Origin of the sequence: Bdellovibrio sp. ArHS, from assembly GCF_000786105.1 — a bacterium.
GTDB lineage: Bacteria > Bdellovibrionota > Bdellovibrionia > Bdellovibrionales > Bdellovibrionaceae > Bdellovibrio.
Map to the genome: position 1 here is coordinate 177,144 of NZ_JTEV01000011.1, position 24,578 is coordinate 201,721.

General features: G+C 45.9%; 22 protein-coding genes. 11 read left to right on the plus strand and 11 right to left on the minus strand.

The annotated features are described in order from the left end of the window. Positions 1-40 precede the first annotated feature (40 nt). On the plus strand, positions 41-973 hold the full coding sequence (locus OM95_RS06205) for a hypothetical protein (RefSeq protein WP_291515684.1): 933 nt from the start codon (positions 41-43) through the stop codon (positions 971-973). 38 nt (positions 974-1,011) lie between these two features. On the opposite strand, the gene OM95_RS06210 is transcribed toward OM95_RS06205, so the two are convergent. After that, positions 1,012-1,719, minus strand: a complete 708-nt coding sequence (locus OM95_RS06210) for a transglycosylase SLT domain-containing protein (RefSeq protein WP_041871441.1) — start codon at positions 1,717-1,719, stop codon at positions 1,012-1,014. Positions 1,720-1,928: 209 nt separating this feature from the next. Between OM95_RS06210 and OM95_RS06215 the strand changes: the two genes are divergently transcribed. Beyond that, positions 1,929-2,540 (plus strand): RsmG family class I SAM-dependent methyltransferase, encoded by a 612-nt coding sequence (locus tag OM95_RS06215; RefSeq protein WP_041871443.1) that lies wholly within the window; start codon positions 1,929-1,931, stop codon positions 2,538-2,540. Here the strand turns inward: OM95_RS06215 and OM95_RS06220 are convergent. Continuing rightward, positions 2,526-3,797: an aminopeptidase P N-terminal domain-containing protein gene (locus OM95_RS06220; protein ID WP_041871446.1), complete on the minus strand. Its 1,272-nt coding sequence runs from the start codon at positions 3,795-3,797 to the stop codon at positions 2,526-2,528. The genes OM95_RS06215 and OM95_RS06220 overlap by 15 nt on opposite strands. 90 nt (positions 3,798-3,887) lie before the next feature. Here OM95_RS06220 and OM95_RS06225 point away from each other — a divergent pair, with 90 nt between their 5' ends. Further along, complete coding sequence (locus OM95_RS06225; protein ID WP_041871449.1) at positions 3,888-4,607, plus strand: helix-turn-helix domain-containing protein; 720 nt, start codon at positions 3,888-3,890, stop codon at positions 4,605-4,607. Here the strand turns inward: OM95_RS06225 and OM95_RS06230 are convergent. Continuing rightward, positions 4,604-5,587: an NAD(P)H-quinone oxidoreductase gene (locus OM95_RS06230; protein WP_041871450.1), complete on the minus strand. Its 984-nt coding sequence runs from the start codon at positions 5,585-5,587 to the stop codon at positions 4,604-4,606. The genes OM95_RS06225 and OM95_RS06230 overlap by 4 nt on opposite strands. A 104-nt stretch (positions 5,588-5,691) precedes the next feature. Here OM95_RS06230 and OM95_RS06235 point away from each other — a divergent pair, with 104 nt between their 5' ends. Next, positions 5,692-6,072 (plus strand): cell wall hydrolase, encoded by a 381-nt coding sequence (locus OM95_RS06235; protein WP_291515686.1) that lies wholly within the window; start codon positions 5,692-5,694, stop codon positions 6,070-6,072. On the opposite strand, the gene rnk is transcribed toward OM95_RS06235, so the two are convergent. After that, on the minus strand, positions 6,069-6,473 hold the full coding sequence (gene rnk / locus OM95_RS06240; protein ID WP_041871451.1) for a nucleoside diphosphate kinase regulator: 405 nt from the start codon (positions 6,471-6,473) through the stop codon (positions 6,069-6,071). The genes OM95_RS06235 and rnk overlap by 4 nt on opposite strands. Before the next feature lie 164 nt (positions 6,474-6,637). After that, the gene (locus tag OM95_RS06245) at positions 6,638-7,531 is read right to left on the minus strand and encodes a phosphate/phosphite/phosphonate ABC transporter substrate-binding protein (protein WP_291515687.1); all 894 of its coding nucleotides are present in this window, start codon (positions 7,529-7,531) and stop codon (positions 6,638-6,640) included. A gap of 123 nt (positions 7,532-7,654) precedes the next feature. Here OM95_RS06245 and OM95_RS06250 point away from each other — a divergent pair, with 123 nt between their 5' ends. The 4 genes from OM95_RS06250 to OM95_RS06265 are packed head-to-tail and all read left to right on the plus strand — an operon-like array spanning position 7,655 to position 12,290. Beyond that, entirely contained in the window at positions 7,655-7,960 is a 306-nt protein-coding gene (locus tag OM95_RS06250) for an Hpt domain-containing protein (protein ID WP_291515689.1), read from the plus strand. 6 nt (positions 7,961-7,966) lie between these two features. Further along, the gene (locus tag OM95_RS06255) at positions 7,967-11,365 is read left to right on the plus strand and encodes an ATP-binding protein (protein WP_041871455.1); all 3,399 of its coding nucleotides are present in this window, start codon (positions 7,967-7,969) and stop codon (positions 11,363-11,365) included. 11 nt (positions 11,366-11,376) lie between these two features. Further along, positions 11,377-11,874 (plus strand): response regulator, encoded by a 498-nt coding sequence (locus tag OM95_RS06260; protein WP_041871457.1) that lies wholly within the window; start codon positions 11,377-11,379, stop codon positions 11,872-11,874. A gap of 8 nt (positions 11,875-11,882) precedes the next feature. Beyond that, positions 11,883-12,290: an OsmC family protein gene (locus tag OM95_RS06265; protein WP_041871460.1), complete on the plus strand. Its 408-nt coding sequence runs from the start codon at positions 11,883-11,885 to the stop codon at positions 12,288-12,290. A gap of 1 nt (position 12,291) precedes the next feature. On the opposite strand, the gene pbpC is transcribed toward OM95_RS06265, so the two are convergent. Continuing rightward, positions 12,292-14,325: a penicillin-binding protein 1C gene (gene pbpC / locus OM95_RS06270; RefSeq protein ID WP_291515691.1), complete on the minus strand. Its 2,034-nt coding sequence runs from the start codon at positions 14,323-14,325 to the stop codon at positions 12,292-12,294. Continuing rightward, positions 14,307-19,757 carry an MG2 domain-containing protein gene (locus OM95_RS06275; RefSeq protein WP_041871463.1) on the minus strand — a complete coding sequence of 1,817 codons (5,451 nt, stop codon included), beginning with the start codon at positions 19,755-19,757 and terminating at the stop codon, positions 14,307-14,309. The genes pbpC and OM95_RS06275 overlap by 19 nt, the downstream gene beginning before the upstream one ends. A 193-nt stretch (positions 19,758-19,950) precedes the next feature. On the opposite strand from OM95_RS06275, the gene OM95_RS17135 reads away from it, so the two are divergent. Continuing rightward, positions 19,951-20,073: a hypothetical protein gene (locus OM95_RS17135; RefSeq protein WP_291515693.1), complete on the plus strand. Its 123-nt coding sequence runs from the start codon at positions 19,951-19,953 to the stop codon at positions 20,071-20,073. A gap of 61 nt (positions 20,074-20,134) precedes the next feature. Next, the gene (locus OM95_RS06280) at positions 20,135-20,716 is read left to right on the plus strand and encodes a superoxide dismutase family protein (protein ID WP_041871465.1); all 582 of its coding nucleotides are present in this window, start codon (positions 20,135-20,137) and stop codon (positions 20,714-20,716) included. A gap of 8 nt (positions 20,717-20,724) precedes the next feature. Here OM95_RS06280 and OM95_RS06285 read toward each other — a convergent pair whose 3' ends face one another. Genes OM95_RS06285 through OM95_RS06295 form a run of 3 tightly spaced genes read right to left on the minus strand, consistent with a single transcriptional unit; the run spans position 20,725 to position 22,956 of the window. Then, the gene (locus OM95_RS06285; RefSeq protein ID WP_041871467.1) at positions 20,725-21,705 is read right to left on the minus strand and encodes a fumarylacetoacetate hydrolase family protein; all 981 of its coding nucleotides are present in this window, start codon (positions 21,703-21,705) and stop codon (positions 20,725-20,727) included. A gap of 9 nt (positions 21,706-21,714) precedes the next feature. Beyond that, the gene (locus OM95_RS06290; protein ID WP_041871470.1) at positions 21,715-22,260 is read right to left on the minus strand and encodes an outer membrane beta-barrel protein; all 546 of its coding nucleotides are present in this window, start codon (positions 22,258-22,260) and stop codon (positions 21,715-21,717) included. 57 nt (positions 22,261-22,317) lie between these two features. After that, positions 22,318-22,956, minus strand: a complete 639-nt coding sequence (locus OM95_RS06295) for a hypothetical protein (protein ID WP_291515695.1) — start codon at positions 22,954-22,956, stop codon at positions 22,318-22,320. Positions 22,957-23,108: 152 nt separating this feature from the next. On the opposite strand from OM95_RS06295, the gene maiA reads away from it, so the two are divergent. Further along, positions 23,109-23,768 (plus strand): maleylacetoacetate isomerase, encoded by a 660-nt coding sequence (gene maiA, locus OM95_RS06300; protein ID WP_041871474.1) that lies wholly within the window; start codon positions 23,109-23,111, stop codon positions 23,766-23,768. Between the two features lie 82 nt (positions 23,769-23,850). Here maiA and OM95_RS06305 read toward each other — a convergent pair. Further along, positions 23,851-24,578, minus strand: a 728-nt coding sequence (locus OM95_RS06305) for a protoheme IX farnesyltransferase (protein WP_041871476.1), incomplete at its 5' end; no start/stop codon positions are given.

The following is a 24,578-nucleotide window of genomic DNA, read 5'->3' on the forward strand; positions in this document are numbered from 1 at the left end:
TTTTAGACAGCCCGGACATTCGCAGTTAATCTCTTTCTAAGTGATATATTTTATTTCAGCGTTCTTTTGCGCGTTTTTTATTTTTGGGTGGGCCCACGCAGAGACAAACTGTTATCTGATCAATGAGTGCAGCCGTTTCCGTCGCGATCCCGTCAGTCCTTCACCGGGAACGCAAATTAAAATCAACCCGTCAGCTGTGCCCACTGAAAAAGGCTACGGAATTGAGGCTATTTATTTTTCGCAAGAGGCAGACTTATCTTTGGTGCGCGGAACCGGTCGTATGGGAGCCGCTCTTTCTCCTTCCAATAGCGAAGACACATTTTTCGGAGCGCCAGGCATCGAAACACCTGCTGAGCTGTTTAAGCGCAAGGATGAAAAGCTTAAATATCCCAATCAAAAAATCACCTTAGCCGCCGCTTTCAATCTTTTCGAACGCAAAGGAAACGGACTTAAAAAATACAATCTGAAGCTAGGTTTAATGGGGAAGTATAATAAACTTAGCGCCAATATTTCCCCAGGCGGAGGCTTGAGCGGCGCCATAGGCCCCTTGGCATTCGGATATTCTTACTATGAGGATCAGACTCAGTGGGATAGTTCATTTTTTGGTGGATCGACAAAAGAACTTACAAAGTATCAGGTGCAAACCTACAATCTGGGTTTGTATTTAAACGCGGTGATTCTTAACTATTCGAATCTTCGCCTCAAAATCGAAGATGATTTATCAGAAACCCAGATTCATCTCTATACTGTCAGTGTCTCAATGGGAAAATTTATTTTTACGGCGGCGAAGAGGGATGAAGACTCTTCTACACAAGCCTATAATTATGAAACCCATACTTTGGAAGAAAAGAAAATCAAGGAAGAGTACTTTGGTGGTATTCAGTACACCCTGACCAGGAATCTCATGGTGGGTGGTCTGTATAACTACTACCTGTTACGCGAGGGTTCTATCACTGCAACCCTTTTCTTTTAGACAGCCTCAAGGTTCTTCGCCCTGAGGCCGCGATTTCTTTATTTGCAAATGGATAGGTTCTTGCTCCAGCTCACAATCGAGTTGTAGGAAGTTTTATCACCAGCGCGCAGAACCGACCAGTAACGAGCACCACCGCGCCAATTGTTACTTACTTTTCCTGCAATCCGACCGTCACGCCCCACCCAACGATTTAAAATGCGGATGCCACAGCTTAAATTCTGTAATGGGTCATGCAAGTCTTTGGAGCTTTTGAAAGCACATCCATAAGCATTGCCGCTTTCAATTGAGATTTGCAACAGGCCCCGGCTGACGACCCGACGGCCCTGGCTATCATTGAATGATTCAGTGTAAGAGGTGTTGGTATTAAAATTACTTTCAAATTTAACCATCGAGGACATCAGATGAGTCCAATATTGCTTACGTTGAGCATAGGCAAGGTTCTTATAGTTGGGGCAGAAAGTGCTGGCGTCCGCAGGGATGACGTCCAACATGTCCTGACCCAATCGATCTAGTTCGTTATTTACGTGAGCGGTCCATTCTCTTCCTGCAGAAACTTTTGACTCCCACAGAGGAGTCACATCTGTGCCCGGAGTTGGCGAAGAAGGTTCTGACGGTGCTGCCGGAGTCGAAGGACTTTTACCACCCCCAGAAGAAGGAAGGCGTTGTCCCATCGCAAATGCAAGCTGGGATTGAAGGATTAATAGACCGACGATTAAAATAGTTTTGTTGTAGATGGTGTTTTTCATACTTAACCCATCGGCGGCTCTTTTCCAGAGCTTTACTGTTTTTAAAACTGTCTAAATTGTGATGAAGGTTTTATGAATCCACTGCACATCTCAGAGGAAAAAGGCGCTTTTTGCCCCGTCCTGAAGAAATTATCGACAGGACCTTCCGAGCGCTAATGACACGGTAAAAGAATTCGCCTTTCCGTTTTTTTTGCGATATTTTGGGGAATATGCACTTTGAGACTAGAAAACCCACGATCTTGCAACTTGGCTTTCGCGAAGAAGCTCTTCCTCAACTAAAAGCGTACATTGACCTTCTTTGGTCTTCCAATGAAGAGTTAAATCTTATCAGCCGCAAAATGACCTTTGAGGAGTTGCTCGACAATCATATTATTGATTGCCTGCTGCCTTTGAGTGAGTTTCCCAAGAATCTTAAATCAGCGGCGGACTTCGGCTCGGGTGGCGGCTTGCCCGCTGTCATCTATGCCATTCAGTTTCCCCAAATGCGTTATCATCTGTACGAAAAGAGTCCCAAAAAGCAGGAGTTTCTTGCTAAGTGCAAAAGCATTGCGCCAAACCTGGAAATCCACGGAGAAATCCCCAAAGATTTTGGCGGCGTGGAAGTCGTTACGGCGCGTGGTTTTAAACCTATTGACGTTATTTTGGATGTCAGTCGCCAATATTATAACAGTCACGGAAAATACTTTTTATTAAAAGCCCGTCGCGAAAAAATTGAAGAGGAAATGACCTTGGCAAAAAAGAAGTTCAAAACATTGAATGCCAACATCACCCCTCTGCAATCTCCCGTGCTGGAAGTTGAACGGCATTTAGTGACGATCTAAATTCTTATTCAACTGACTTCGCAGAGATTCTATTTCTTCTAACTGTTTAGGAGCTGACGACAAAACCTCGCAGCCCTCGCCAGTCACGACGACATCGTCTTCAATTCGTACACCGATTCCATAGTATGCCGAGGTTTTCTCTCGAAAATAGAGTCCAGGTTCTATGGTAAAACTCATCCCTTCTTGCAACTGCAAAGGCCTGCCCGCTTCATCCACGTAAGCAGAAGGATCGTGCACGTCCATGCCAATCCAGTGCGAGGTGCCGTGGGGCATAAGTTCTTTGATATCACCGCCGATACGATAGCGACTCAATCCTTCCAAAAGAAGTTCCTGCGACATTTCATGCAAATATCTTAAAGTGATACCAGGTCTTACTGCATTGATAGTCTGCTCTTGGGCATTTAAAACAATGTCATAGACTTGCCGATGCATTTTGCCGAAGACAGCATCCACCGGAATCACGCGCGTGATATCCGCACAATATCCCTGCCATTCTCCCGCCGCATCTATGAGGACCGCCTCGCCACTTCTAAGAACTCTGGAGGTCGCGCGAGCATGAAGTGTTGTGGCACGGTCTCCCGAGCCCACAATTGTTTCATAGGCGGTCCATGACATTCCAGCTTTCATGAATTCCGATTCTAAAAAATCGGCAACGTCTCGTTCTTGCCGTCCCTCCAAGCACTCCTGAAACAACTTTCGATAAACGCGCGAGGTTCTTTGCGCTGCTTCTTTCATAAGGCAAATCTCGTCCGCCTCTTTCACATGCCGAAGTTGTCCGATCAACATCCTGGAGTCGCAAAGAGCCAACGGCGTGCTGGTAAAACGCCGCCGGGATCGATTCGTAAAAGAGACTTGTTCCAACACCAGCCTATCCAAAGCCTCGTTGCTTCCGATCGGAAAAGCCACTCGGTCAAATTCCTTCATATGGTCACTGATAATTTCCTTTAATTGATAAAATGGCCGTAATTCCATTCCCGCCAACTTAAGCCTATCGTCGTCCATCAGAATATTCACGTCCTCCCAAAGGGCCGTGGCCTCGATACTGTCAGAAAGAAAATAGGATTTAGAACCTGCGATAAGCAGACAGGCTTCTGAAACATGAACTCCGCAGAGGTATAAAAAATCTGAAGCCGTCTTGAAACGGTGAGCCACCGAATGAGACCGCATGCGCAGCGATCCCGAAGGAACAATGAAGAGCGTTCGGGAAAATTTGCTGCCTAGGTTCTGACGTCTGTTTAAATATTTTGTGTTTTCCATATTTAAAGTATCGTCATAAGGACCTAACTCAGAAATATCTTCATTTAAAGTACCTAATTAGGGTACCATTTGGTAAGACGGAGAATACTGATGGAGCACTCTCGATACCTGGACACAATAAAAAAAATTCTAAAGGCTCGCGAAGTGACCTATGGCGACCTGGCTTCGCACCTGAAAATGAGTGAGTCAGGAGTCAAAAAGATGTTGAACGCAAAAGACATCTCATTTCGTAGGATTTTACAAATTTGTGAAGCCTTGGAGGTCTTGCCAGGACAGCTTTTTTCAATGTCGGAAAAAAGTTTTATTTCAGAAGTGGTTTTGTCGCAACAACAAGAGGACGCATTATTGAAGCAAAGAAGTCTGTTGGCAGTTTATTGGCGCTTTGTTGTGGAAGGTTGCCCTCTTAACGAAATTGAAAAGCTACAAAAAATATCTTCAGCTGAACTTAAAAAAATCTTGGATAAACTTGTGCATTTGGATCTTCTGACAGCCAAAAGAGGTGTCTATAAGCCACGTCACTCTGGAAAATTTAGGTGGAATAATGAATCCAAGCTGGTCAAAGTTCTGAATAAAGAATGGTCCGAGCTGACTTTACACAGAGCTCTGAAGGGCGATCAAGGTGCTTATCATAGATTGGTCTCTATGAAGTTTTCAGAAGAGTCCTATGAACAACTTCGACAGAATCTAGCGAAGGTCTTAAATGAAGCTGTCCAGAACTCTGAAAAAGATGAACTGACGCTGCCTAAAAAACAATTACACAACTTCACCGCCCTTATCGCCACTACCTCTCTGGGGGTCTTTGATTCTTAGGACTTTACCTGAAGGACAATTTTGCCGGTGTGGGCGCTGGACTCCATCAATTCGTGAGCGTCTTGAGCCTTCTCCAAGGGAAAGGTTTTAAAGATAATCGGCTTTAACTTTCCAGTGTTGAAAAGCGGCCAGACATTCTTTTCCAGTGCCTGAGCAATGCGTGTTTTTTCTTCGACCGAACGCGAACGCAGAGTGGAACCCGTGATGGTTAAACGTTTAAACATTATTTTACGCAGATCCACTTCAGCTTTTGTGCCATGCAAAGTCGCGATCTGCACCAGTCGCCCTAGGTAACCCAAAGCCTCGATGTTGCGATTGAAATAGTCGCCACCGACCATATCTAAAATAACATCGACACCTTTTTCTTGGGTCACTTCTTTGATGACCTTCACAAAGTCGCTATTTTTATAGTCGATAACGTGGTGAGCGCCGATTTCCTGCAAAGCCTGGATGGCCTCCTTCTTCCCAACTGTCGTGAAAACTTCTGCACCAAATTCACGCGCCAGTTGCACCGCGGTCGTGCCAATTCCACCGGAACCTCCGTGGATTAGAATACGCTCTCCGTTCTTAAGTTGACCGCTTTCAAAAACATTGGTCCACACCGTAAAGAATGTTTCGGGAATCGCCGCCGCCTGAATCATGTCGAAGGACTTCGGAATGGGAAGGCACTGCCCCTCGGGGGCAGAGACATATTCCGCATACCCCCCACCCGAAACTAAGGCACAGACCTTGTCTCCCGGTTTCCAACGAGAGACTTGGTCTCCGCAAGCGACAATAGTGCCCGCGACTTCCAAACCTAAAATATCAGAAGCCCCAGGGGGAGGCGGATAAGTGCCTTGTCTTTGTGCGCAGTCCGGTCGATTCACGCCAGCCGCCGCGACCTCAATGAGTACCTCGTGCGAAGTGATCTGCGGCCGAGACCGTTCGGCCAACTTAAGGACATCAGGACCACCGGGAGCACTCATATCAATTACCCGCATAACCACCTCGAGAAAATTTTTAGTAATCCGACGTTACGTTAATTCTGGGCCAATGGCTAGATCCAGCTTGTTAAGTCCTTTTACAATCTGGCGATAAGTAGAGTATGCACAGTTTGGCTTTTCTTCTATGTCTACTCGCAACACCTCTGGCCTTGGCACAACAGAGTTCTGTGTACACATGCCGCTTCGAGAATGATCCGCATGGCTTTTCTTCGGTGCGAATGAAGAAGTATTTCGACGCCCAATCTAATATGGAGCTGGGAAAAATAGATTTAATCCAAAACTTCGTCATTGTTGAAACGACGCCGACGAAGGTTTATCAAATTCCTCTTTTAGACAACCAAAGCTATGTTCAACTTTGGCATTCTGCAAATCTCCGAGTCGACGCGCAACTTCTGTACTCCCAGGGAAGCCACGAGTTCCGCGCCAACTACGTGAAAAATTCTGAAAAACAAAAACTTATCTGCGTGGAATTACGCAACTAAAGATCCCATCGTCCTTCTGCTTCTGGCTGAAATTCGACTCTTTGAACACAGAGCTTTTTTACGGCGCCATTTGGCATTTTCCAGTCAATGGTTTGCCCTTCTGTCAGGCCCAGCAATGCCATACCTACCGGCGCAAGAATAGAAATGCGCCCTTCTTCCAGTTTCGCGTCTTGCGGGTATACTAAAGTCATTTCGCTGGTCTGCCCAGTCAGCTCATCAGCAAATTTCACGCGGGAATTCATGGTGACAACATTGCGAGGAATCTCTTTTTGCGCAATCACGTGCGCGCGACCGAGCTCTTCTTCCAAAGCCTCGGCCCAAGGACCCTCCACTTGGGATAATAAAGCCATCAATCGGTGATGATCTTGATCTGTAACAAAAATGCGAGGTTGTGTGCTCATGCTTCCTCCTGAAAAGGTAAGTGTTTTAATTTGAAGTAAAAATGTAAGTGATACTTAGGAAAATGAAACTAGGCGGCCGTCAGCAGAAATTTTCTGCTGCAACAAAATCTAAGAATAAGAATCTTATGAGAGCGACGCATACAAATGATTATACGCGAAATATTTTATTTAACAAGGTCCTGGACGTTCTTGCCGATATCTAGAAGGATTTGTCGAACATGATTGTAATCCTTATCCGTACAGTCTTTAAAACCGGTTAAATGGTACAAATTTTTGAGTGCTTTTTCGCCCTCTGGCGTCGAAGGAAAGCTCTTTAAAGCCTCTACGATCTTTTTACGCATTTCTTCCGGAAAATCTTTTCTGAAAACCACAGGGTCACTGGGCACAGAGCTTGTTTTCGCCAGAATGCGCACTTGGTCGTAGACATCGGGAAACTGGCGAATCACCAGACGACGCGCATCTTGCGGGACCCCATCTTCTGGAAGAGTATGGTAAGTAGCGCCCGCATCAACGCGTCCTTGATAGACCATAGTTACAACACTGTCATGCTTTCCCGCAAAAATAGCTTCACCTAATTTGACGTTGGCATCCTTCAACAGTTTTGCCGGCAACACATAACCCGAAGTGGAAGCCGGATCGACAAAGGCAAACTTCTTTCCATTCAAATCCGCAAGCTTGCGAATTTTGGGATCTCTGGTGATGATCTGCCCCCAATACTCTGAATGTCCTCTGTTAACGCCCATCAGAAATGCCTGGGCCCCGTACTTCTCGTGCGCCAGAAGATATCCGAAAGGATTCATTATCGCGACATCCACTCTTTGTGATCCTAAAGATTCCACAACCGCAATGAAGTTCACCGGAACCTGCATTTTCACGTAAAGACCAGTCTGTCGTTGAATCCATGTCTCTAACGATTTTCCATTTTCTATGAGAACGGCGCTGTCTTGCCCGGGAACCAGAGCGAACTGAATAGGTTTGTTCTTGGAACCGAGCTCCTCCTTAGCCGTACAGGCAAGGAAAACCATGGGAATGACGAGAATAAAGATTTTCTTCAACACAACAGGACTCCAGAAGGCTTTCACATGAAGTTACTCTCGTTATTAAATGTATGCAATAAACACTATTCTAAACTAAAATGAATTGTAAAGCAGAGTTCATTTCGGGATAAGGAGTGCATGGAAATGTCTAAAGTAACTGTCGAAATCGATGCCGATTTACAGGATCTCATTCCGCAGTTTGTTGAGAATCGAAAAAAAGATATCGATACTCTTGATCAACTGGTGGTACAAAATGATCTTGTCGCTATCGCTCAACTGGCTCACAAAATTAAAGGAGCCGCCGCCGGTTATGGTTTCAGTGAGCTCAGCGAACTGGCCGCCCAAATGGAAAAAGCGGCGAAAAACAATGACGGCACTCCATTGAACGATCTTGTAAAAAAAATGAGAATTCATTTTCTGAACATCGAAATTCGCTACGTCACCATGTAGGAATTCATGACTCATAAGACGCGTCTTTTTCTATTCACGACTGCTCTCGTTCTGGGGATCTTACTCATCACGGGAAGCATCGGATACAGAATCGGCGCCTCGACACTTCGGCAAAGTGGCGCCGAAAAGCTTATTCAGGCCCGAAAAGCGAAGACGCGCGAGCTGACACAGAACTTTCAATATCTGAACAACATCCTGCTATCATTTTCAGAAACAACCGCTATACAGAAATTTCTCGAAAATTCCCCCAAAGACCAAAGCGAAATAAGACGATATCTGTTACGCAATGGTGTCGAGGCCGGTTGGCGTGCCTTGATTGCAAGACAAGATGAATCGCCGCAGACCCAGAATATTCTAAAGTCCCTGTCGCAGATGGCCCCCTTAAGTATTTTTTTGCAGGCGCAGTTTCTGCAAGAGGCTCTGCATGAAAACAAAAAGCCTCGGGATATCATTGAGCCCATGCGCTCGCCAAAATTGTCGTATTTTAAATCGCACGCCCTCATTCATAACTTCGTTTTAAGTCTGATAGAAAAAAACGGCCTGGCTGATGTTATTCTCATCGATCCCGGCGGAAATATTGTCTACACTGCCAATAAAAAACTAAATTTTGGCGCCAATTTAGTTAACGGCAGCTTCGCCAATACCCGTTTCGCGCAAATTTACGCTTGGTCATCGGAAGCTCCACGGGGAACTACTAAATTTTTTGATTTTTCACCTATCGCCCAATTAGAATCACAAACCGTCGCGTTCTTTGCGGCACCAGTTTATTCTTCCGCCGAAAAACAATTAGGAACGCTGGTCTTTCAAATTCCCACTCAGAAGATTGATGACATTCTTTCCAATAACAAGGATTGGAATTCCCTGGGGCTGGGAACTTCAGGGGAAGTAGTCGCCTTTGGACCTGAAGGAATGATGCGCAATACTTCCCGATATTTTTTTGAGAACCCGAACAGATTTCTCACCGACCTGCGACGATTTCACCGCTCTAGCAAAGAAGACGATCTCATTTTTAAGTCGCAATCAACGGCGATGATCTTAAGTCTTTCCAAGGAAAACCTTCAAGAATATCTGGAAATGTCAGAAATTGTGGACACGTCAGAGGATTACGTCGGGACGTTGTCTATGAAATCCGTGGGTAAAGTGATTTTTCCAGATGAAACGACCTGGATTATTGTCGCAAAGATGAGCATGAAAGAAGCCGTAGCCCCTCTCAAAGAGCATGCGGCGGCTTTGTTATTCGGGCTGCTTCTAATTCTCATCATCTCTTTTGGCGCGGCCTATTGGATTTCAAGGAATCTGTTCAATCCCCTCAAGAAACTCTGGCTTGCTCTTCGCGCTCTCGAGTCTTTTTCCTTTCAAAAATTGACAGTGCCGCGCAAAGGAGAGTTTCGAAATATCTCAGAGTCGTTCAACGAAGTTTCGGACAAATTCAAAAACTTGAAGTCTCACCGGGACTTTCTGGAAAACATGCTTTCTTCACTTCATGAGACACTTTTCATCGTTGAATACTCGCCTCCTCTTGATGAAAAATCTTCTGCCCTTACCCTTCGGGCCGCAAATTCTTCAGCGGCGGATGCCTTGGGCATGACGCCGGCATCACTCAAAGGGTCCGAATTAAGACGTTGGATTGAGATGGACTATTCCGCTCTGGACGAACAGTTGCGGAAAGCCGATGCCACAGGCGAGTTCACATTAGAAGGATTTTTAAAGAAGAACTCTGGGGGGACAATGCCCGTGGAACTCTCCTGGGCTCGGGTTAAAAACGAAAGTGAGAATAAAATTATTCTGGTCGCTGTTGGCCGTGACACTGGTTGGAAAAAAGAAGTCACCAAACAATTAAAGCTCAAAGAAGATCTTCTTAAGGAATCGCAATCCCTTTCTAAAACAGGTTCTTTTCGCTTAGACCTTAAAACAGGAAACGGCATCTGGTCCGAGGAGGAATTTATTTTATTCGGATTGGACCCGAAAAAAGTCAAACCCACTGACAACATTTTCAGATCGATGATTATCCCTGAAGATCAGCCCCTTTGGGATATGGCCCTAAAAACTTCGCGGGAAAGCATGCAACCGTTCGACGTTGACCTGCGCGCCAAACCAAGCGGTTCCCCTGAATTTATATGGGTGCGCTGTCGCGGCCGCACGGAATATGACGAATACGGCAACCCTCTCTACATTTACGGAACAACTCAAGACATCACGGAGCTTCGCCGTGCTGAGCAGTCTTTAATTGCTGCCAAAAATGAAGCCCTTAAGTCCTCACACGCGAAGTCTGAGTTCTTAGCACGCATGAGTCACGAAATTCGCACTCCTATGAATGCAATCATGGGCATGGCGGATTTGCTGCAAGAGACAAAACTCGACGCCGATCAAAAGTACTACGTGAAGATTTTCGTGAAAGCCGGCGAAGTACTAATGGCACTCATAAATGACATCCTCGATCTCTCCAAAATCGAAGCCGGAGAAGTCTCTATCGAAAATATTCCGTTTGATCTAGGGCGAATGATGGTCGACGTCGAAGAGATGATGAAACCCAGAGCTCTTGAAAAGGCCTTAAGTTATTCTTTTGACATAGCGCCGGACGTTTCTCCCTATGTCATGGGGGACCCGACGAAACTTCGCCAGGTTCTGATCAACCTGGTTGGAAACTCGTTGAAATTCACCCAACAAGGACAAATTCGCGTTTCCGTAGCAAAAAACCCGTCAAAAAAAGACTCGCTCCTTTTCAGTGTTGCGGATTCGGGGGTAGGAATACCATCTTCTAAGCAGCACTTAATATTTCAAAAATTTTCGCAAGCCGACAGCACAGTATCTAGAAAATACGGCGGAACCGGCTTGGGCTTGGCGATTTCAAAAAGTCTTATCGAGCTTATGGGTGGAAAAATTTGGTTCAAAAGCCAAGAAGGCAGTGGTTCTACATTTTTCTTCACTGTTCCCTATCGCGAACAGGTCTATAACCCCACGACCCAAAAGCCTTTGCCATTAAAAGGTGGCGATCTGAACTTCACGACGCCAAAAGTGAGAGATCCTAAAAAGAAAATCCGCATCTTGGTTGCCGATGACACCGAAGACAATCGAACTCTTTTTACTCACTATTTAAAAAATGGGCCCTATGAAATTATTGAAGCAGAGAATGGACTTGAGGCTCTTGATAAGATAAAGTCAGGACAGTTTGATATTGTCTTTATGGACGTGCAAATGCCAGAGCTAGATGGATATGCGGCTACAAATGAAATCCGCAAGTGGGAAGATACAAATCACAAAACCCATACTCCCATCATTGCCCTCACGGCCCATGCGCTTTCTGAGGACAGACAAAAGTCTTTACGGGCGGGCTGTGATGATCACATCGCAAAACCGTTTAAAAAAGACACCTTAGTGGGTGTGATTAACAAGTACTCTCTGTAAGGAGACCTCTCATGGGCACTGAAGATAAAAGCCGTCTATTGATCGTTGAAGACGACTCCGACATCCGTGAGTTGCTAAAGCACTTTCTAAAAGAATTTGTTGATGAAATTGTTGAAGCTGAAAATGGTGCCGCCGCCCTAGAGCATGTTAAAGCCCAAGAATTCGATACCATTCTTTCGGATATCGAAATGCCACAAATGAATGGACTTAAGTTTTTAGCTTATGTTCGTTCGTTGGGGCAAATGACGCCTTTTGTGGTGTTGACGGCGCATGGTGATCATTCACGAGCCTTGGAAGCGCTGTCTTTAGGGGCTTTTGATTTTATTACTAAAGATTCCAAAAAAAAACTGGTCATTGAAAGCGTTTGCGCCGCCCTCAAATTCGGTCGCGAAATGAAGGCTTCTAAGAATGATCCAGTTCGTTCCAGTCATTTGCGTAAAGTCTATGCGGACATGTCCAAGTCTTCAGAAATGCGCTTAAGAAAAATCATCGAGGAAATGTCATCGTAGGAGTTCACATGGTAAAAATGGAAGCCCATTATCAGGGCGAAAAGCATTGCGAGATCACTCACCTTCCTTCTGGAGCTCGTATCGGCACTGATGCGCCTAAAGACAACAATGGGAAGGGAGAACTTTTTTCTCCGACAGATCTTTTAGGAGCTGCGACCGGCACATGTATGTTGACGGTCATGTCCATCGCTGCCGATAAGGATGGAGTTGAACTTAAAGGATCGCGTGTCACCGTAGAAAAAGAAATGGCCCTCAACCCTCGCCGCGTGGCCAAGCTTCATATTGTTTTGCATCTTCCTCAGAGTGTGCCTCATGACTATCGCAAAAAGTTGGAAGATATCGCTCTAAACTGTCCGGTTAAACTCAGTTTACATCCTGACTTGCAGACACCGATTTTATTTCATTACGATATGTAGGTTATTTCACCAACACTTCCACTTTTTGGGCCAGTTTTTGATTCTGATAAAGTTCAAAGGTGTGACGCCCGGATTCGGGCGTCCACAAAATGGAATGATTGCCGCCAACCCTTTTGCCATTTATCTTCCACTGTAATTTGTCGGGATGAGGTCCTTCTGCGAGAAGTGGCATCTTCTGGTGGCTGCGGGGAATCGCAGGGTCTAATGCCATGATCATGCCATCTTGAGGATAGACGATCCGCGCTTGCGGGTATTTTTGCGGAGATGCTACTTCAACCAACTCCATTTTTTGTAAAGATCGAGGCGAAGGATAATTTCGGTCCAAGAACTCCATAATGTTTTTCCATATGGGCGCGGCACCTGTTACGCCCATCACGTTCCACATAGGTTCTCCGGAAAAGTTCCCCACCCAGACGCCAACTGTGAATCGCGAATTGAATCCCACACACCAGTTGTCGCGCATGTCCTTACTCGTTCCGGTTTTAACTGAAACTTCAGGGGCAGACAACGCAGAATCTAAACCAAAACCCAACGATCGATTCTCATTCTGGGCAAGAATATACGACACACTCTGCGCCGCCTTGAGTGAGAATACCTGACGAGCCTCTGATGGCGTCGTTGAAGTGGTGAAACGAAGGCCTGTGTAAATTCCGTTGTTGGCCAGAGTCCGATAAGCTTGAGTTAAATCTTCCAGAGTAATGTCGGCGACTCCCAAAGCCAAAGCCGGGCCATAGTGTTCGGGCTCTTTCAGGTTTCTAAAACCTAATGCCTGAAGATGGCCCCAAAAACTTTCATCATTCAAAAGCTTAAAGACCTTTACCGCCGGCACATTCAACGACGACCCTAATGCAGTTTTCACCTGAACCCAACCGTAGAACTGTTTGTCGTGATTCTGAGGTTTGTAAACTCCACTCGCAAAAACAATATCCACCGCAGAATCTTCAATCCAAGAGTCGGGAGTCAAGAGACCCTTTTCAAAAGCCGTGGCATATAGAAAAGGTTTCAGCGTAGAACCCGCTTGTCGATAAGCCTGTACGCCGTCGACATATTTCTTTTCAGAAATTCCACTCCCCCCCACATACGCCCAAACATTTCCCGTCGCGTTTTCGATAACTAAAACGGCGGCATCATGAACATTTTGTGACTGCAGATTAAGAATTTGCGATTTTACCACCTCTTGCGCATAGGTCTGAACATCTGCTCGCAATGTGGTTCTGATTTCCCCGCTGGTGAACTGCGGACTTAATCTTTGCGCCAAATGCAGAGCTTTGTTGGCACTTTCCGCGAGGCCACGCTTTAAAGACAATTCCGTAATAAATGTGGAAAACTCTGAACATAAAGTGGGTTCTTGCCAACAAGCCCTCTTTTGCCATTCCGGCACGCTGGCATTCGGCGAACGAATAAGGACCGCCATCGCAACAGCTTCTTTAAGTGTCACTGTCGTGGGAGGTTTTTGAAAAAGTGCCCAAGACGAAGAAGACACTCCTTGATGCTCCCCTCGCAATGGAATCAAATTGAGGTAAGCCTCCAGAATTTCTTTCTTCGTCCACGTCTTTTCAATCTTAAATCCTAATACGACTTGTCTTAACTTTCCCAAAAAGCCCGTATACGTTGCCCGATCCCGGCTGATCAGCTTTAAAAGCTGCATCGTGATCGTGCTGCCTCCTCGCGAAGAATCTTTAAATGATCGCTGATACAAGCTTGCAAGAAGCGCCTTCAGGGACACGCCTGAATGAGAATAAAAGTCCCTGTCTTCAGACTTAAGAACCTCTGCTATCAGAATAGGCGAAATCTGCTCTAGCGACATCCACTGAAAGATACGGTGATCCTTATTCTTGCGCCATTGATGCAACAACCGGCCTTCGTGATCCACGATATAGAGATCAGAACTTTGATGGCGTTGTTTGACATCAGAGTATGTCGGAAGAGTCGGACTAGTTTGAATAAAATAGGCCGCGCTTCCCGTCATTCCCAAGGCCACGATCACAGCTAAACCAGAAAAAAACTTTTTGTAAATCACTCTTGAACCGCCCATTGGCTTTCGGGAAGCTCCGCAAAAATATCAGGACTGTACATCGCTTCAATTCGGCTTGCGGGAAGTTTATAAGTTCCAGGCTGATTAAAGCGAATCGTATATTCTAACGTCTCTTCGCCACTAAACCACGCTTGATAGAATCGAACCAGTTCTTCTTTTCTTTCAACGGCCGTCGCCCAAGAACTTTGTAGCAAACTGCTGCTTGCGGGTATCGGATCTTCAATCACAACCCAGGTTTGCGGCGCTGATGCTTTCACCTTTAATTGAATTTTTGCCACGTCACCCACGCTCCATACGCCTTTTTTCTTTTGCTCTACCGCTATCACAGTTTTTTCAACATTGAATCCTGCAAAGAGAGCTTTCGTTACCGGCGTAGAAACTTTGGCCGAAACGGTAATCCAAGGCTTTCCTTCACCTTTTTGCTGCCACTGCAACTCAGATTCTTTCTTTCGCCACGGCAACTCTAAAACACCGGTGCTTCCCTTGTTCCAATCATGAGCGGCCTTCTTTCCTTCAAGCTCAGCCTGGAAAACACCTTGAACTTTTTCTTTCGAATAGACCGAATGCATCTTGCGCATAACGACCGCCCCCCAGGCATTGTCGGTCGTCAACAACCATGCGCTCCCAGTCTGTCTGGCCAGCGCACCTTGATAAAGTCTGGGAACGTCGTTTTTCCAACCTTCCGAAGGCAATGTTGCAAGAATCAAACGAAGAATCGCGCCTTCTGAGTCGCGCATCAGCCAGGACATGGATTCGCGCCCCTCTTCCTTTAACTGCAGTCTTTTAGAAGAAAATATAAATCGGCTGCGCAAGAGGTTCTCTAAGTCCGCCAGCTTCCGAACTCTTTGTGGAATGTCTTTTTCCCAAAGATGAATTTGATACCACTCCACCAAAGTATAAAGAGGCCACTGGTTTGGCTGATAATCAATGGAGGTTAATAAATCCAGGTTCAAACGTCGATAACGCGAAAGGGCCTCAAAGGAAGAAATCTTTTTTAAAGTTTCGTCACTTCGACTGAAAGCCTCTTCTTCTTTGATCCTGCCTTCAGCATAGCCACTCAAGGCGCCCAACATACGACCTTCAATTTCCTCGCCAAGAGACAACCCCGACTCATGTGCGACACTCAGGACGTAGGCCGTCAGAACAACACTTCCACGGGCCTGTGACGTCGGGAAGAACTTTAAAAGACCCTCATCTGAAAGATACGTTGGCATCTGACTGACTATTTTTTGCCACAGTTTTTTGTCGTTCAAAGATACCGCTCGCGATACCTGCTGCTCAAGACAGCTATAATCGTAGTACTTCCAAAAGTCTTTAATTCCCTCGAACGAGCCACCCAATCCCGCATTGGCCTCAATAAGAATCGAACTCTTTTCCAAATCAGCGTCCGCAGGCTGCTGCAAGGAAATTTTAGCAAATTCAGGCCATACGCCCCATTCAGTTTGATAAACTCGAGGGTCTCTCAACGGCAGGATCTGTTGGTTCTTTTTAACCTCGTCCACAATTTTGCCCTGTGGATTGCGGGCGGTAAGGATGTACTCTAGTCGCGTGGCAGAGGGGACTTTTATCGACCAATGCACTTCTTGAGACTGCCCGGGTAATAGCTTTATCTTTTGCTCTGAAAAAGAGCCCGTTAAGGGATGAACACGAAGATTCAACTGCACTTCTTGATTTACCGCTGAGGCATTTCGGACCGTAAAGCCTGCCAAAAATTGATCTCCCTCGCGCGCAACTCCGGAAAGGCCTGGCATAATTATCAGATCTTGAGAGGACTGAATCGAAGTCCAACCTGTGCCGAACTGATTTTCCCCTTGGATTGCAATGGCGACAATGCGGAAACTCGTGGTGGAATCATTTAAAGAAATGTCCACTTTCGCCTCGCCCTGCGCATTCAAGGTGACGGTTGGATTCCAATAAAGAAGGGTGTCGAAAAGCTCTCTTCTTAAGGCTCCTCCACCGTCCCCACCAATAGGCAGGGCTTTTAATCCGAAGTGACGCTTGCCAATGACGAAGGTTTGAGCCGTGGCCGTTTGCACGGAGTGCGCACGCATTTTCATCATGGCACTGAGAAGATCCCACGAACGATTGTCACGCAGCTCTAAAAGACCCTCATCGACGGCGACCAAAGCCACTTCGCCATGAGCCGCCGGTTTGCCATATGCATCTTGAACGCGAACACGGACCTGGGCTTTATCGCGGGCCTTATAGCTTTTGCGATCTGTCGTGACGTCGACTTTCAAAGAAGAGTCCTTCCAACCCACTTTGACATTCGTCATACCCAACTTAAAGGCCGGCTTGCCAAGATCCACGAGTGCCGTGGGTTTAGGTTCATTCATGCGTCCGCGAATGGCGAAAGCTGAAACCACGACGTTCGGAGCATATTCTTTCTTTATCGGCAGCCGAATTACCGGATTTTCGCCCTTCACCTCAATCACTTCAGAATAAAGAACTGAATCACGCTCTACTGTCAGTAAAACCTTTGCTTCAGGAAAAGGCGTTCGCAGTTGAAACTCTGCCGTTTCACCTGGTTCATAAGTTTTTTTGAATGGAATCAGATCAGCTCGATCGTTATCATTCGCGCCGAACCACTGATTTTCTCCAGGAGCGACGATCCACTGATTTACATTTGCCAGAGCTTGTTTTCCTTCAACATCTTTGCTGGAAACAACAGCCAGAACAGAGCCTGAAACTTTGGATTTTCCGACACAACTAAAAAGGCCTTTTTCATTGGTTTCGCCACGGCACAGTTCGCCGATCTTCTTGAACTCTCTGAAATCTTCGTAAGCATAAAAACCGCCCACCAAACGTTTGCGGTGGGAATAATACTGACTAGTGTAAAGATCGACCTGCACTTTTTGTTTTTTCAAGGGTCTTTGCTGCAAATTCAGAGCGACCACGTCGAATTCAACTAAGTTGGGAGTCGCCCACCAAGATTTTGCCTTAATACCAAGAATCACCGCAGATGGCCACATTCCAAACGAACGAAGTGCCGTTTGAATTTCTCCGTTTGGATCTTTATATTCAACTTCGGTACGAAGACGCTGCGGACCTCCGCCATACTTCAAATTCTTTATCGGAACCTCAATCGCCCCTTGCTGATTGAGCTTAAATTCAAAGACTCCACTTTGCGGAATGTGGCGTGCGCCTTCATCCTCACCACTGCGAAACAGACCTTCTTTCACCGAACCATTGGCAAACGAAAAGTCCTGAAGTTCATCATCTTCAGGCATGAAGTTATCAGGCTCAACACTCCAGCGCATTTTCATGGGAAGATCTGCGGCGGGACCGCCTGAAAAATAGGTCCCACTTATTTGCAAAGGAATCTGCGACTCTAAAACATATTGGGGCTGTGAACTGGAAAGACGTACCTGTAAAAGAGGAACGCGGAAACTTTCAATAGAGAACTCGCCGACCGACAATGATAAAGCCGAAGATTCCTTTTCGGCGATCATAGTCCAACGACCCATTTTTATACCTCCAGGGATGGACCACTTCACCAAAGCCGTTCCGTTTTTCTTATTCCACTGCAAAGGAAGCTTGAACGACTGCAAACCTGAGTCATGGGAAAGTAGCAACGTGGAAGGCCACTCCTTTTCCTGAGGCAAAGATAGACCTGCGGTATTTTGTTTACGGATGACAATTTTAGTTGAAAGAGTTTCCTCTGGCTTAAAAAGTGTTCGATCCAGCACCGCGTGTGCGATCAATGGCGATGAAGAGACATTGTAACCCAGCTGAAAACGCCAGGACTCAATGCCTCGGTCCCAGGAAGAATGGGTGAATGTAAAGTCATCTGCTTTCTCGGCAACGGCAAAAAATCCTTCATTATAAAACAAATCGTATTTCTGATTCGTGGGAAAGGCCTTTTTGAATTTGAAGTAAGCCAATCCCCGAGAGTCCGTTTTCGACTCTGCCACCATATTTCCCTGAATATCGAAAATACGTACGGTTGCCTGAGGTACAACTTTGGTGTTTTTAAGCTCGGTGACCCAAACCCAAGCTTCATCGCCACCCTGTTTTAAATGTGCCGCCAAGTTCGTCACCAGTGCCGCCGATCGAACAAAGAACGGAGCCTTTTTATCAAGAAGGCTTTGCCCCAAAAGAGCACTTTGCATTTCTACAACGTAAAAGCCTTTCTTCTTTAACGGAATACCGACGACCTCGGTTTCGGCCGCCTTTAATGGTTTCTGTACCTGAATCTTTTCCATCACGGCTTTTCCCGTTAAGGAAAGAGAGTTTTCCGCCGTCGGTTCCTTTTGGACTTTGTTTAAATTAGCGATAATTTCTTTAAACTGCGCCACTGAAAGCTGTCCCGTCCAGCCTGCAAATTTTGTCTGCACACTTTTTTCCACGCGACGTAAAGTCACGGGTAAGACTGCCTGTTCGGCCTCGATGACACCAAAGTCGGAAGCAAATTTTAAAAGCGAAGGATCGTCACCGGTTTTTATACTCAAAGGGAATTGCGATTTATTAGAAAGAACTCGGCCTTCTTCATCTTTCAAGTCCGCAGGAAGAACCAGCCTATACTGCGAGTTCGGCAAGAAGGGGCCTTTAAAATTTAGATATCCCACGCGCTCTTTTTCCGCGGTGCCTTCAAGACTCGTGGCACTGATTTTCTTTTTATCAGGTGTTTCAATATAGATTTTTCTGGCCTCCGCAGCGGGAATGGATGCCGTGAAAGTCACACTCATTCCCAAAAGAGGTATGCATGGTTTACCTGGCGCTTCCCGGTCACATGAAAACTGGGCTTTGAAGGCCTCGGCAACGGTAAACTCAAATGTCTCCTCTTCAGGAGAAGAATATCCCGCTTTTGATTTTATATTTTTTCCCCACACCAGCGTTACGCGTGCACCCGCCGGGAAATTGCGCGAAGCTTGAATAACGATGTAATCACCTTTAAAACTGTCTTTTTCATACTTGTATTCATCTTCGGCTGCTGACTTAATTTTTTCGGCTTCGCTATCAGAGACCACCTCTGCGGGAATCCGATCACCCAAACCTTCAACTACGAAGTAGGCACCACTTGCAACGGACTCTTTTTGCGCCGGCGCATCCAACATCAGGACAAAGCTTTGCTGAGGATCGATGCTTCGATAGACACGAGGGAAAATTTCAGCAACGTGAGGGCCGCCGGTATTAAACTGATAACTTTTTCCGGCGACCTCGACTGTACAAGCGCTGCCACCGGGAAGTGGATTTTTAAAATCATAAACCCAGTTCTTTGTATCAACCCATCGGCCTTGACCGTCTTTAAAGCATTCACTTTTTGCCGGAAAATCCAATTTAATCTCGCCAAAACGAACCATGGGCTGGGCGAATTCAATGCGAACTTGATCAACAGATTTCACGAACCCTTGCGGGGTCACTGTTTTAATTTGGATTTTTTCCTGGGCAAAGGACGTCGAAACAAGAGATGCCAAAAGAAGGCCGAACATAAGAAGTCTCCTTATCTTCTTAAGCTTCCTCGCCGACAGTCTGCAATGTCATCTGATGATGCCCTCGGCTATATACGACCTAGACTCTCGTATTGATACACTGACAATGTATTTTTCTATATGTCACTTAGCTAATACCTATTAGAGGGGCTTCTGGCTTCGTGGGATAATAAGTAAAGTACTGGAGGTCTTGATGACCACACTGGCGACAAGAGCTCTTTTGGCTAACAAAATCCGCCTAGGACGAGTCGTTCTTTTCGTCTACCTTTCAACCTTTATCGTGGTTGGACTTCTGACTTACTTTGCCAATAGATAAATGACATTCGAGTTCACCCAAGCGAAACTGTGTCGTGTAGAACTTTGCGAAGGAGACTTGTATGAAAAAAATGTTAATCGTGGCATTGGCAATGCCGTTGTTTGCCGGATGTGGTTTGTTCCAAAAAAAGACTTCAGAATCAACAACTTCGGGAACACCAGAAACGTCTTCCAGTGCGGACACTTCTGTACTTGTTCCCACACGAGCTCAAGCCGTGTTGAAATCCTCACATGATTCCAAAGTAAAAGGGATCATCCACTTTTCCGAGGGGGAAAAACTTAAAATTGAAATTTTGGCTGAGGGTTTGAAACCAGGCCCTCATGGATTTCACATTCACGAAGTCGGCGACTGTTCAAAAGGGGACTTTTCGTCAGCGGGAGGACATTTCAATCCTTCTCAGGGGCACCACGGTTCCATGGACTCCAAACAACGTCACGCCGGTGATTTAGGAAATCTGATGGCAAATAGCAAAGGCAAAGCTAACACAACCATCGTCGTCAGCGACCTGACTTTAAAGCCAGGCGCCAACAGCATCATCGGCAGATCAGTGGTTATTCATAAAGACAAAGACGACTTGAAGTCCCAGCCCGCTGGCAATTCCGGTCCCCGCATCGCCTGCGGAGTCATCGAAGCACTAAAATAGGTGAAGGCTTAAACAGCCTTCACCTTTTGTGAAATCTTACCAAAGATACTTTGACCTTGAGCATTCGACATCTGCATTTCTATGGTGTCGCCTGCTTTCATAAACGGCGTCTTGATGGCGCCGGTTTCGATTTGTTCGATCATGCGCTTTTCCGCCAAGCAGCTTGAGCCGTTGGTATGATCATCATTTGAGACCGTTCCACTACCAATCACACTACCTGCCGCCAAGTTACGTGTCTTCGCCGCATGTGCGATCAATTGACCAAAATGAAAGTGCATCGCCCCGGCATTCGCTTTACCGAAAAACTGACCATTATATGTGACGTTTAATGGAAGGTGCACACGCCCACCCTGATAAGCCTCGCCCAATTCATCTGCGGTCACCGCAAAAGGGGACAAAGCGGAAGCCGGTTTACTTTGAAAGAAGCCGAATCCACCAGCAAGCTCTTCTGGAATCAAACCACGCAACGAAACATCGTTAATAAGGACAAAGAGGCGAATATACTTAAGAGCTTCGTCGGGCGTAACACCCATCGGTACAAAATCGGTGATAACTCCCACTTCGCCTTCGAAGTCAGTCCCATGCGCAAAATCACGTTGCGGAATGTCCTCCGTGGGAGCCAGGAACTGTCCGCATTCTCCTTGATACATTAAAGGCACGGTCTCTAACGTTTCGGGAAGAGCGGCCTTACGAGCCATGCGAACCAATTTAATATGATAAATGAAAGCCGAACCATCAGCAAAAAGCCAAGTGCGCGGAAGAGCAGAATGAAAATCGCTTTCTTTCACAGGAAAAGCATTTTCCGCTTTTCCCTCGTTCAGATCGACATACAGCTTCTGCAAAGAAGCTTCCTTGTCTTTCCATGCTTCAAGAGCGTCACGCAAGCTTGGTGCGACGTGCGTTGCCTTCACAGCCGTTTTTAAATCTCGACTGACAACACACAATTCGCCGTCTTTACTTAGTGATGATTTTAGAGAACCCAGTTTCACGATGATTCCTTAGTCGAAAGTGATCTGCAAGTTTGCGCCAACAGCACGATAGTCCTTCAGACCATCAGCCACATCGCCGCTTGCCGATTCATAATACAACGCGATCCCAAAGTCGGGAGCAAATTTAAAGCTGGCACCTAGCAAGAATGGCACAAGAGGAGATTTCACTCCGGTCACCGTTCCAACGTCAGCATTTTTATCCAAGTTCATACCCAAAGAAACACCCGCGAAAACTCCGGCATATTCTTCAAATTTATACATAAGAGCCACAGGAATATCCAAGTAGTTCATCGTCACTTTGTTTTCAGGAGTGCTATCAATCGTCAAAGGTCTTTGCGTATAAAGAAGACCTGTTCTTAGATGCAAAGGACCAGACAATGGAAAGTGGGCCGTCGCGCCGAATTGAAAGCCCATTTGCGAGCTTGTTGAAGCTCCTGTATCCACATCACCAGACTGACTACGAATGCCTACTTCTAATCCATAATCAATATCTGCCAAAGCATTTGAGGACATCAATCCTGCAACAGCCAACAGAGAAAGAGCTAACTTTTTCATCCTAAAATCCTCCTAAACCTTCGAAAACGAAGTGGGAAAATCCTCCCACAACTTCAATTATTTATCAAAACACCATACAGCATTCAAAGCCATCTCGTTTATAGCCTTATTCGACGATACTTCGCTATGTTCCAATGCCAGATGATGGGGCTCCACGGTACCGCGGGCGGCCAAAACAATGAGTAACAAAGGAAGCACTAGACGCAGAACTGTTTCAACATTTGTTCCCCGCTGCGGAGAGTATTCGTCTTTCCACTCTCCAAACTTCAGACTTTTAATCAACATATATCCGAGGCTGAAGAGCAGCACAGTGATAACAAGGAAGATCCACGTTTGATTCGGCTGTAAGGCCTGAGCCTGTTCCAAAAAAACTTGCGGGCTCCAAGACATGTATTCTTCAAAACGCATGCGCCGACCAAAACGGGCGAAATAGAAGAAGTCGACAAAGCTCATGGCGCAAATAAGAAACCATACCACCGTGAAATAAGTTTTATAGAAAACAAACATACCCCGAGGCCATCTTTCACTCACCGCCTGAATCAGCAAAAGAAAATACAGCGGGATGAATAGAAAACCAAAAATAAGAATATCGAAGCGTATGCCGGCAACAAAGGACTGAAGCACCTCGGTAAATGCAACTTCGGCCGTCGCGTGAAAGACAGAAAGGAAATACAAATTCATGCGAAACAAAGTCATGAAAAGAATCATGGCTAGGGCCAACATTACGAGCTTAAGAAAAACTTTTGTAGAAAAACGCAGTGAAAAGATAAATCTATTAGGCACCGAAAAGTCCTTTGACTGATCTAAAAATCGGGAATGAAATAAACAATCTCACTAGGAGTAAGTATATGGCGTCAATGACACTTTACAACTATTTTCGCAGCTCCACCTCTTACCGTGTTCGTCTGGCCTTGAGCGTGAAAGGCTTGGACTATGAATACAAGCCGGTCAATCTTCTAAAGTCAGAACAAAGATCCGAGGACTATCTTAAGATGAATCCTTTGGGTGGAGTGCCGACATTACTTCACAACGGTCGATACATCCCTGAATCCTTCGCCATCATGGAATACATCAACGAGATCTTCCCAGAGCCGGCCCTTTTCCCTCAAGACGCCTATTTGCGAGCGCGCGTCCGTCAGGTTTGCGAAGTGATAAACTCTTTCATGCACCCCATGGGCAATCTGAAGACATTGAAGTATTTAGAAGAACACCATGGTTATGATCTTGCGAAAAAAGAAGAATGGGCCGCGCATTGGCTAAACCAGGGATTAGAAACGCTAGAGAAAATCCTGCAAGAGTTTTCAGGAAAATACAGCTTCGGAGACGCCATCACAATGGCCGATCTATTCTTAATACCTCAGCTTCTGACTTGCCAACGCTATAAAGTCGATATCTCCAAATATCCAACTTTGGTGAAAATCAACGAGAACTGCAAGGCTCTTCCCGAATTTGCAAAGGCCCACCCTTTTAAACAAATCGATACACCTGCAGAGTTCAAAAATACATAGGCTTTAAAAAAGAACCAAGGTCGGGACTTAAAATCCGACGGCAAAGATGTCATGGAAAAGGCCCTCTAGCGAAGGCTTCTTTTTAGTTTGAATGAATGAAAAGAAAGTTCCACTTATCGATCACCGGGATCACGATAAACACCAGCATCGAAACGTTCAGCCACATGAAAAACGCCAACCAACGTTCAGTTCCGTTGGATTTATAGTAGCGATAGAATTCTTGAAGAACCTTAAAGCAAAATGGAAAAGTCAGAAGGATGAACATCCAACTGGCATGCACGAACATTGGTGCTGCCAAAGCCACGCCTACATATACAAAAGTATAAAGCCCAATCTGGAAAAGTGTTTTTTCCATTCCTAAGGCCACGGGCAAGGTGGGAACTCCGCCTGCGGCGTAATCGTCTTTGAACTTAATTGCCAGAACCCAAAAGTGCGGCATTTGCCACAAGAACATGATCAAGAACAAATACAAAGATTCAGGGTTGAAGATATCGGGATTCGCAACGGCATACCCAATTGTCACTGGCAAAGCCCCCGGGATTGCCCCAGGAACAGCAGCGTAAACCCATCGGCGCTTCCAGTACATCGTGTAAACGCCATTGTATAATACGACACAAATCAAACCCACCCAGCCCGCAACCGGCTCGAGGGTGAAGAGGAAATTCAAACCGACTACCAAAAAGCTTACCGCCAAAATACCCGCCGCCGCCGGTTTTATTTTTCCCGAGGCAATCGGACGCTTTGAGGTGCGAGGCATTTTTTGATCCAACTTCCATTCTTGAACTTGGTTCAACGCCAAAGATCCCGAAG

Excerpts from the sequence above, each read along its gene's own strand:
- OM95_RS06230 (WP_041871450.1), bottom strand. The coding sequence starts at position 5,587 with ATGCGGGTAATTGATATGAGTGCTCCCGGTGGTCCTGATGTCCTTAAG.
- OM95_RS06220 (WP_041871446.1), bottom strand. The coding sequence starts at position 3,797 with ATGGAAAACACAAAATATTTAAACAGACGTCAGAACCTAGGCAGCAAA.
- OM95_RS06210 (WP_041871441.1), bottom strand. The coding sequence starts at position 1,719 with ATGAAAAACACCATCTACAACAAAACTATTTTAATCGTCGGTCTATTA.
- OM95_RS06215 (WP_041871443.1), top strand. The coding sequence starts at position 1,929 with ATGCACTTTGAGACTAGAAAACCCACGATCTTGCAACTTGGCTTTCGC.
- OM95_RS06225 (WP_041871449.1), top strand. The coding sequence starts at position 3,888 with ATGGAGCACTCTCGATACCTGGACACAATAAAAAAAATTCTAAAGGCT.
- OM95_RS17135 (WP_291515693.1), top strand. The coding sequence starts at position 19,951 with ATGACCACACTGGCGACAAGAGCTCTTTTGGCTAACAAAATCCGCCTA.
- OM95_RS06235 (WP_291515686.1), top strand. The coding sequence starts at position 5,692 with ATGCACAGTTTGGCTTTTCTTCTATGTCTACTCGCAACACCTCTGGCC.
- OM95_RS06280 (WP_041871465.1), top strand. The coding sequence starts at position 20,135 with ATGAAAAAAATGTTAATCGTGGCATTGGCAATGCCGTTGTTTGCCGGA.
- rnk (WP_041871451.1), bottom strand. The coding sequence starts at position 6,473 with ATGAGCACACAACCTCGCATTTTTGTTACAGATCAAGATCATCACCGA.
- OM95_RS06275 (WP_041871463.1), bottom strand. The coding sequence starts at position 19,757 with ATGTTCGGCCTTCTTTTGGCATCTCTTGTTTCGACGTCCTTTGCCCAG.
- pbpC (WP_291515691.1), bottom strand. The coding sequence starts at position 14,325 with ATGGGCGGTTCAAGAGTGATTTACAAAAAGTTTTTTTCTGGTTTAGCT.
- maiA (WP_041871474.1), top strand. The coding sequence starts at position 23,109 with ATGGCGTCAATGACACTTTACAACTATTTTCGCAGCTCCACCTCTTAC.
- OM95_RS06250 (WP_291515689.1), top strand. The coding sequence starts at position 7,655 with ATGTCTAAAGTAACTGTCGAAATCGATGCCGATTTACAGGATCTCATT.
- OM95_RS06265 (WP_041871460.1), top strand. The coding sequence starts at position 11,883 with ATGGTAAAAATGGAAGCCCATTATCAGGGCGAAAAGCATTGCGAGATC.
- OM95_RS06290 (WP_041871470.1), bottom strand. The coding sequence starts at position 22,260 with ATGAAAAAGTTAGCTCTTTCTCTGTTGGCTGTTGCAGGATTGATGTCC.
- OM95_RS06295 (WP_291515695.1), bottom strand. The coding sequence starts at position 22,956 with ATGACTTTGTTTCGCATGAATTTGTATTTCCTTTCTGTCTTTCACGCG.
- OM95_RS06255 (WP_041871455.1), top strand. The coding sequence starts at position 7,967 with ATGACTCATAAGACGCGTCTTTTTCTATTCACGACTGCTCTCGTTCTG.
- OM95_RS06260 (WP_041871457.1), top strand. The coding sequence starts at position 11,377 with ATGGGCACTGAAGATAAAAGCCGTCTATTGATCGTTGAAGACGACTCC.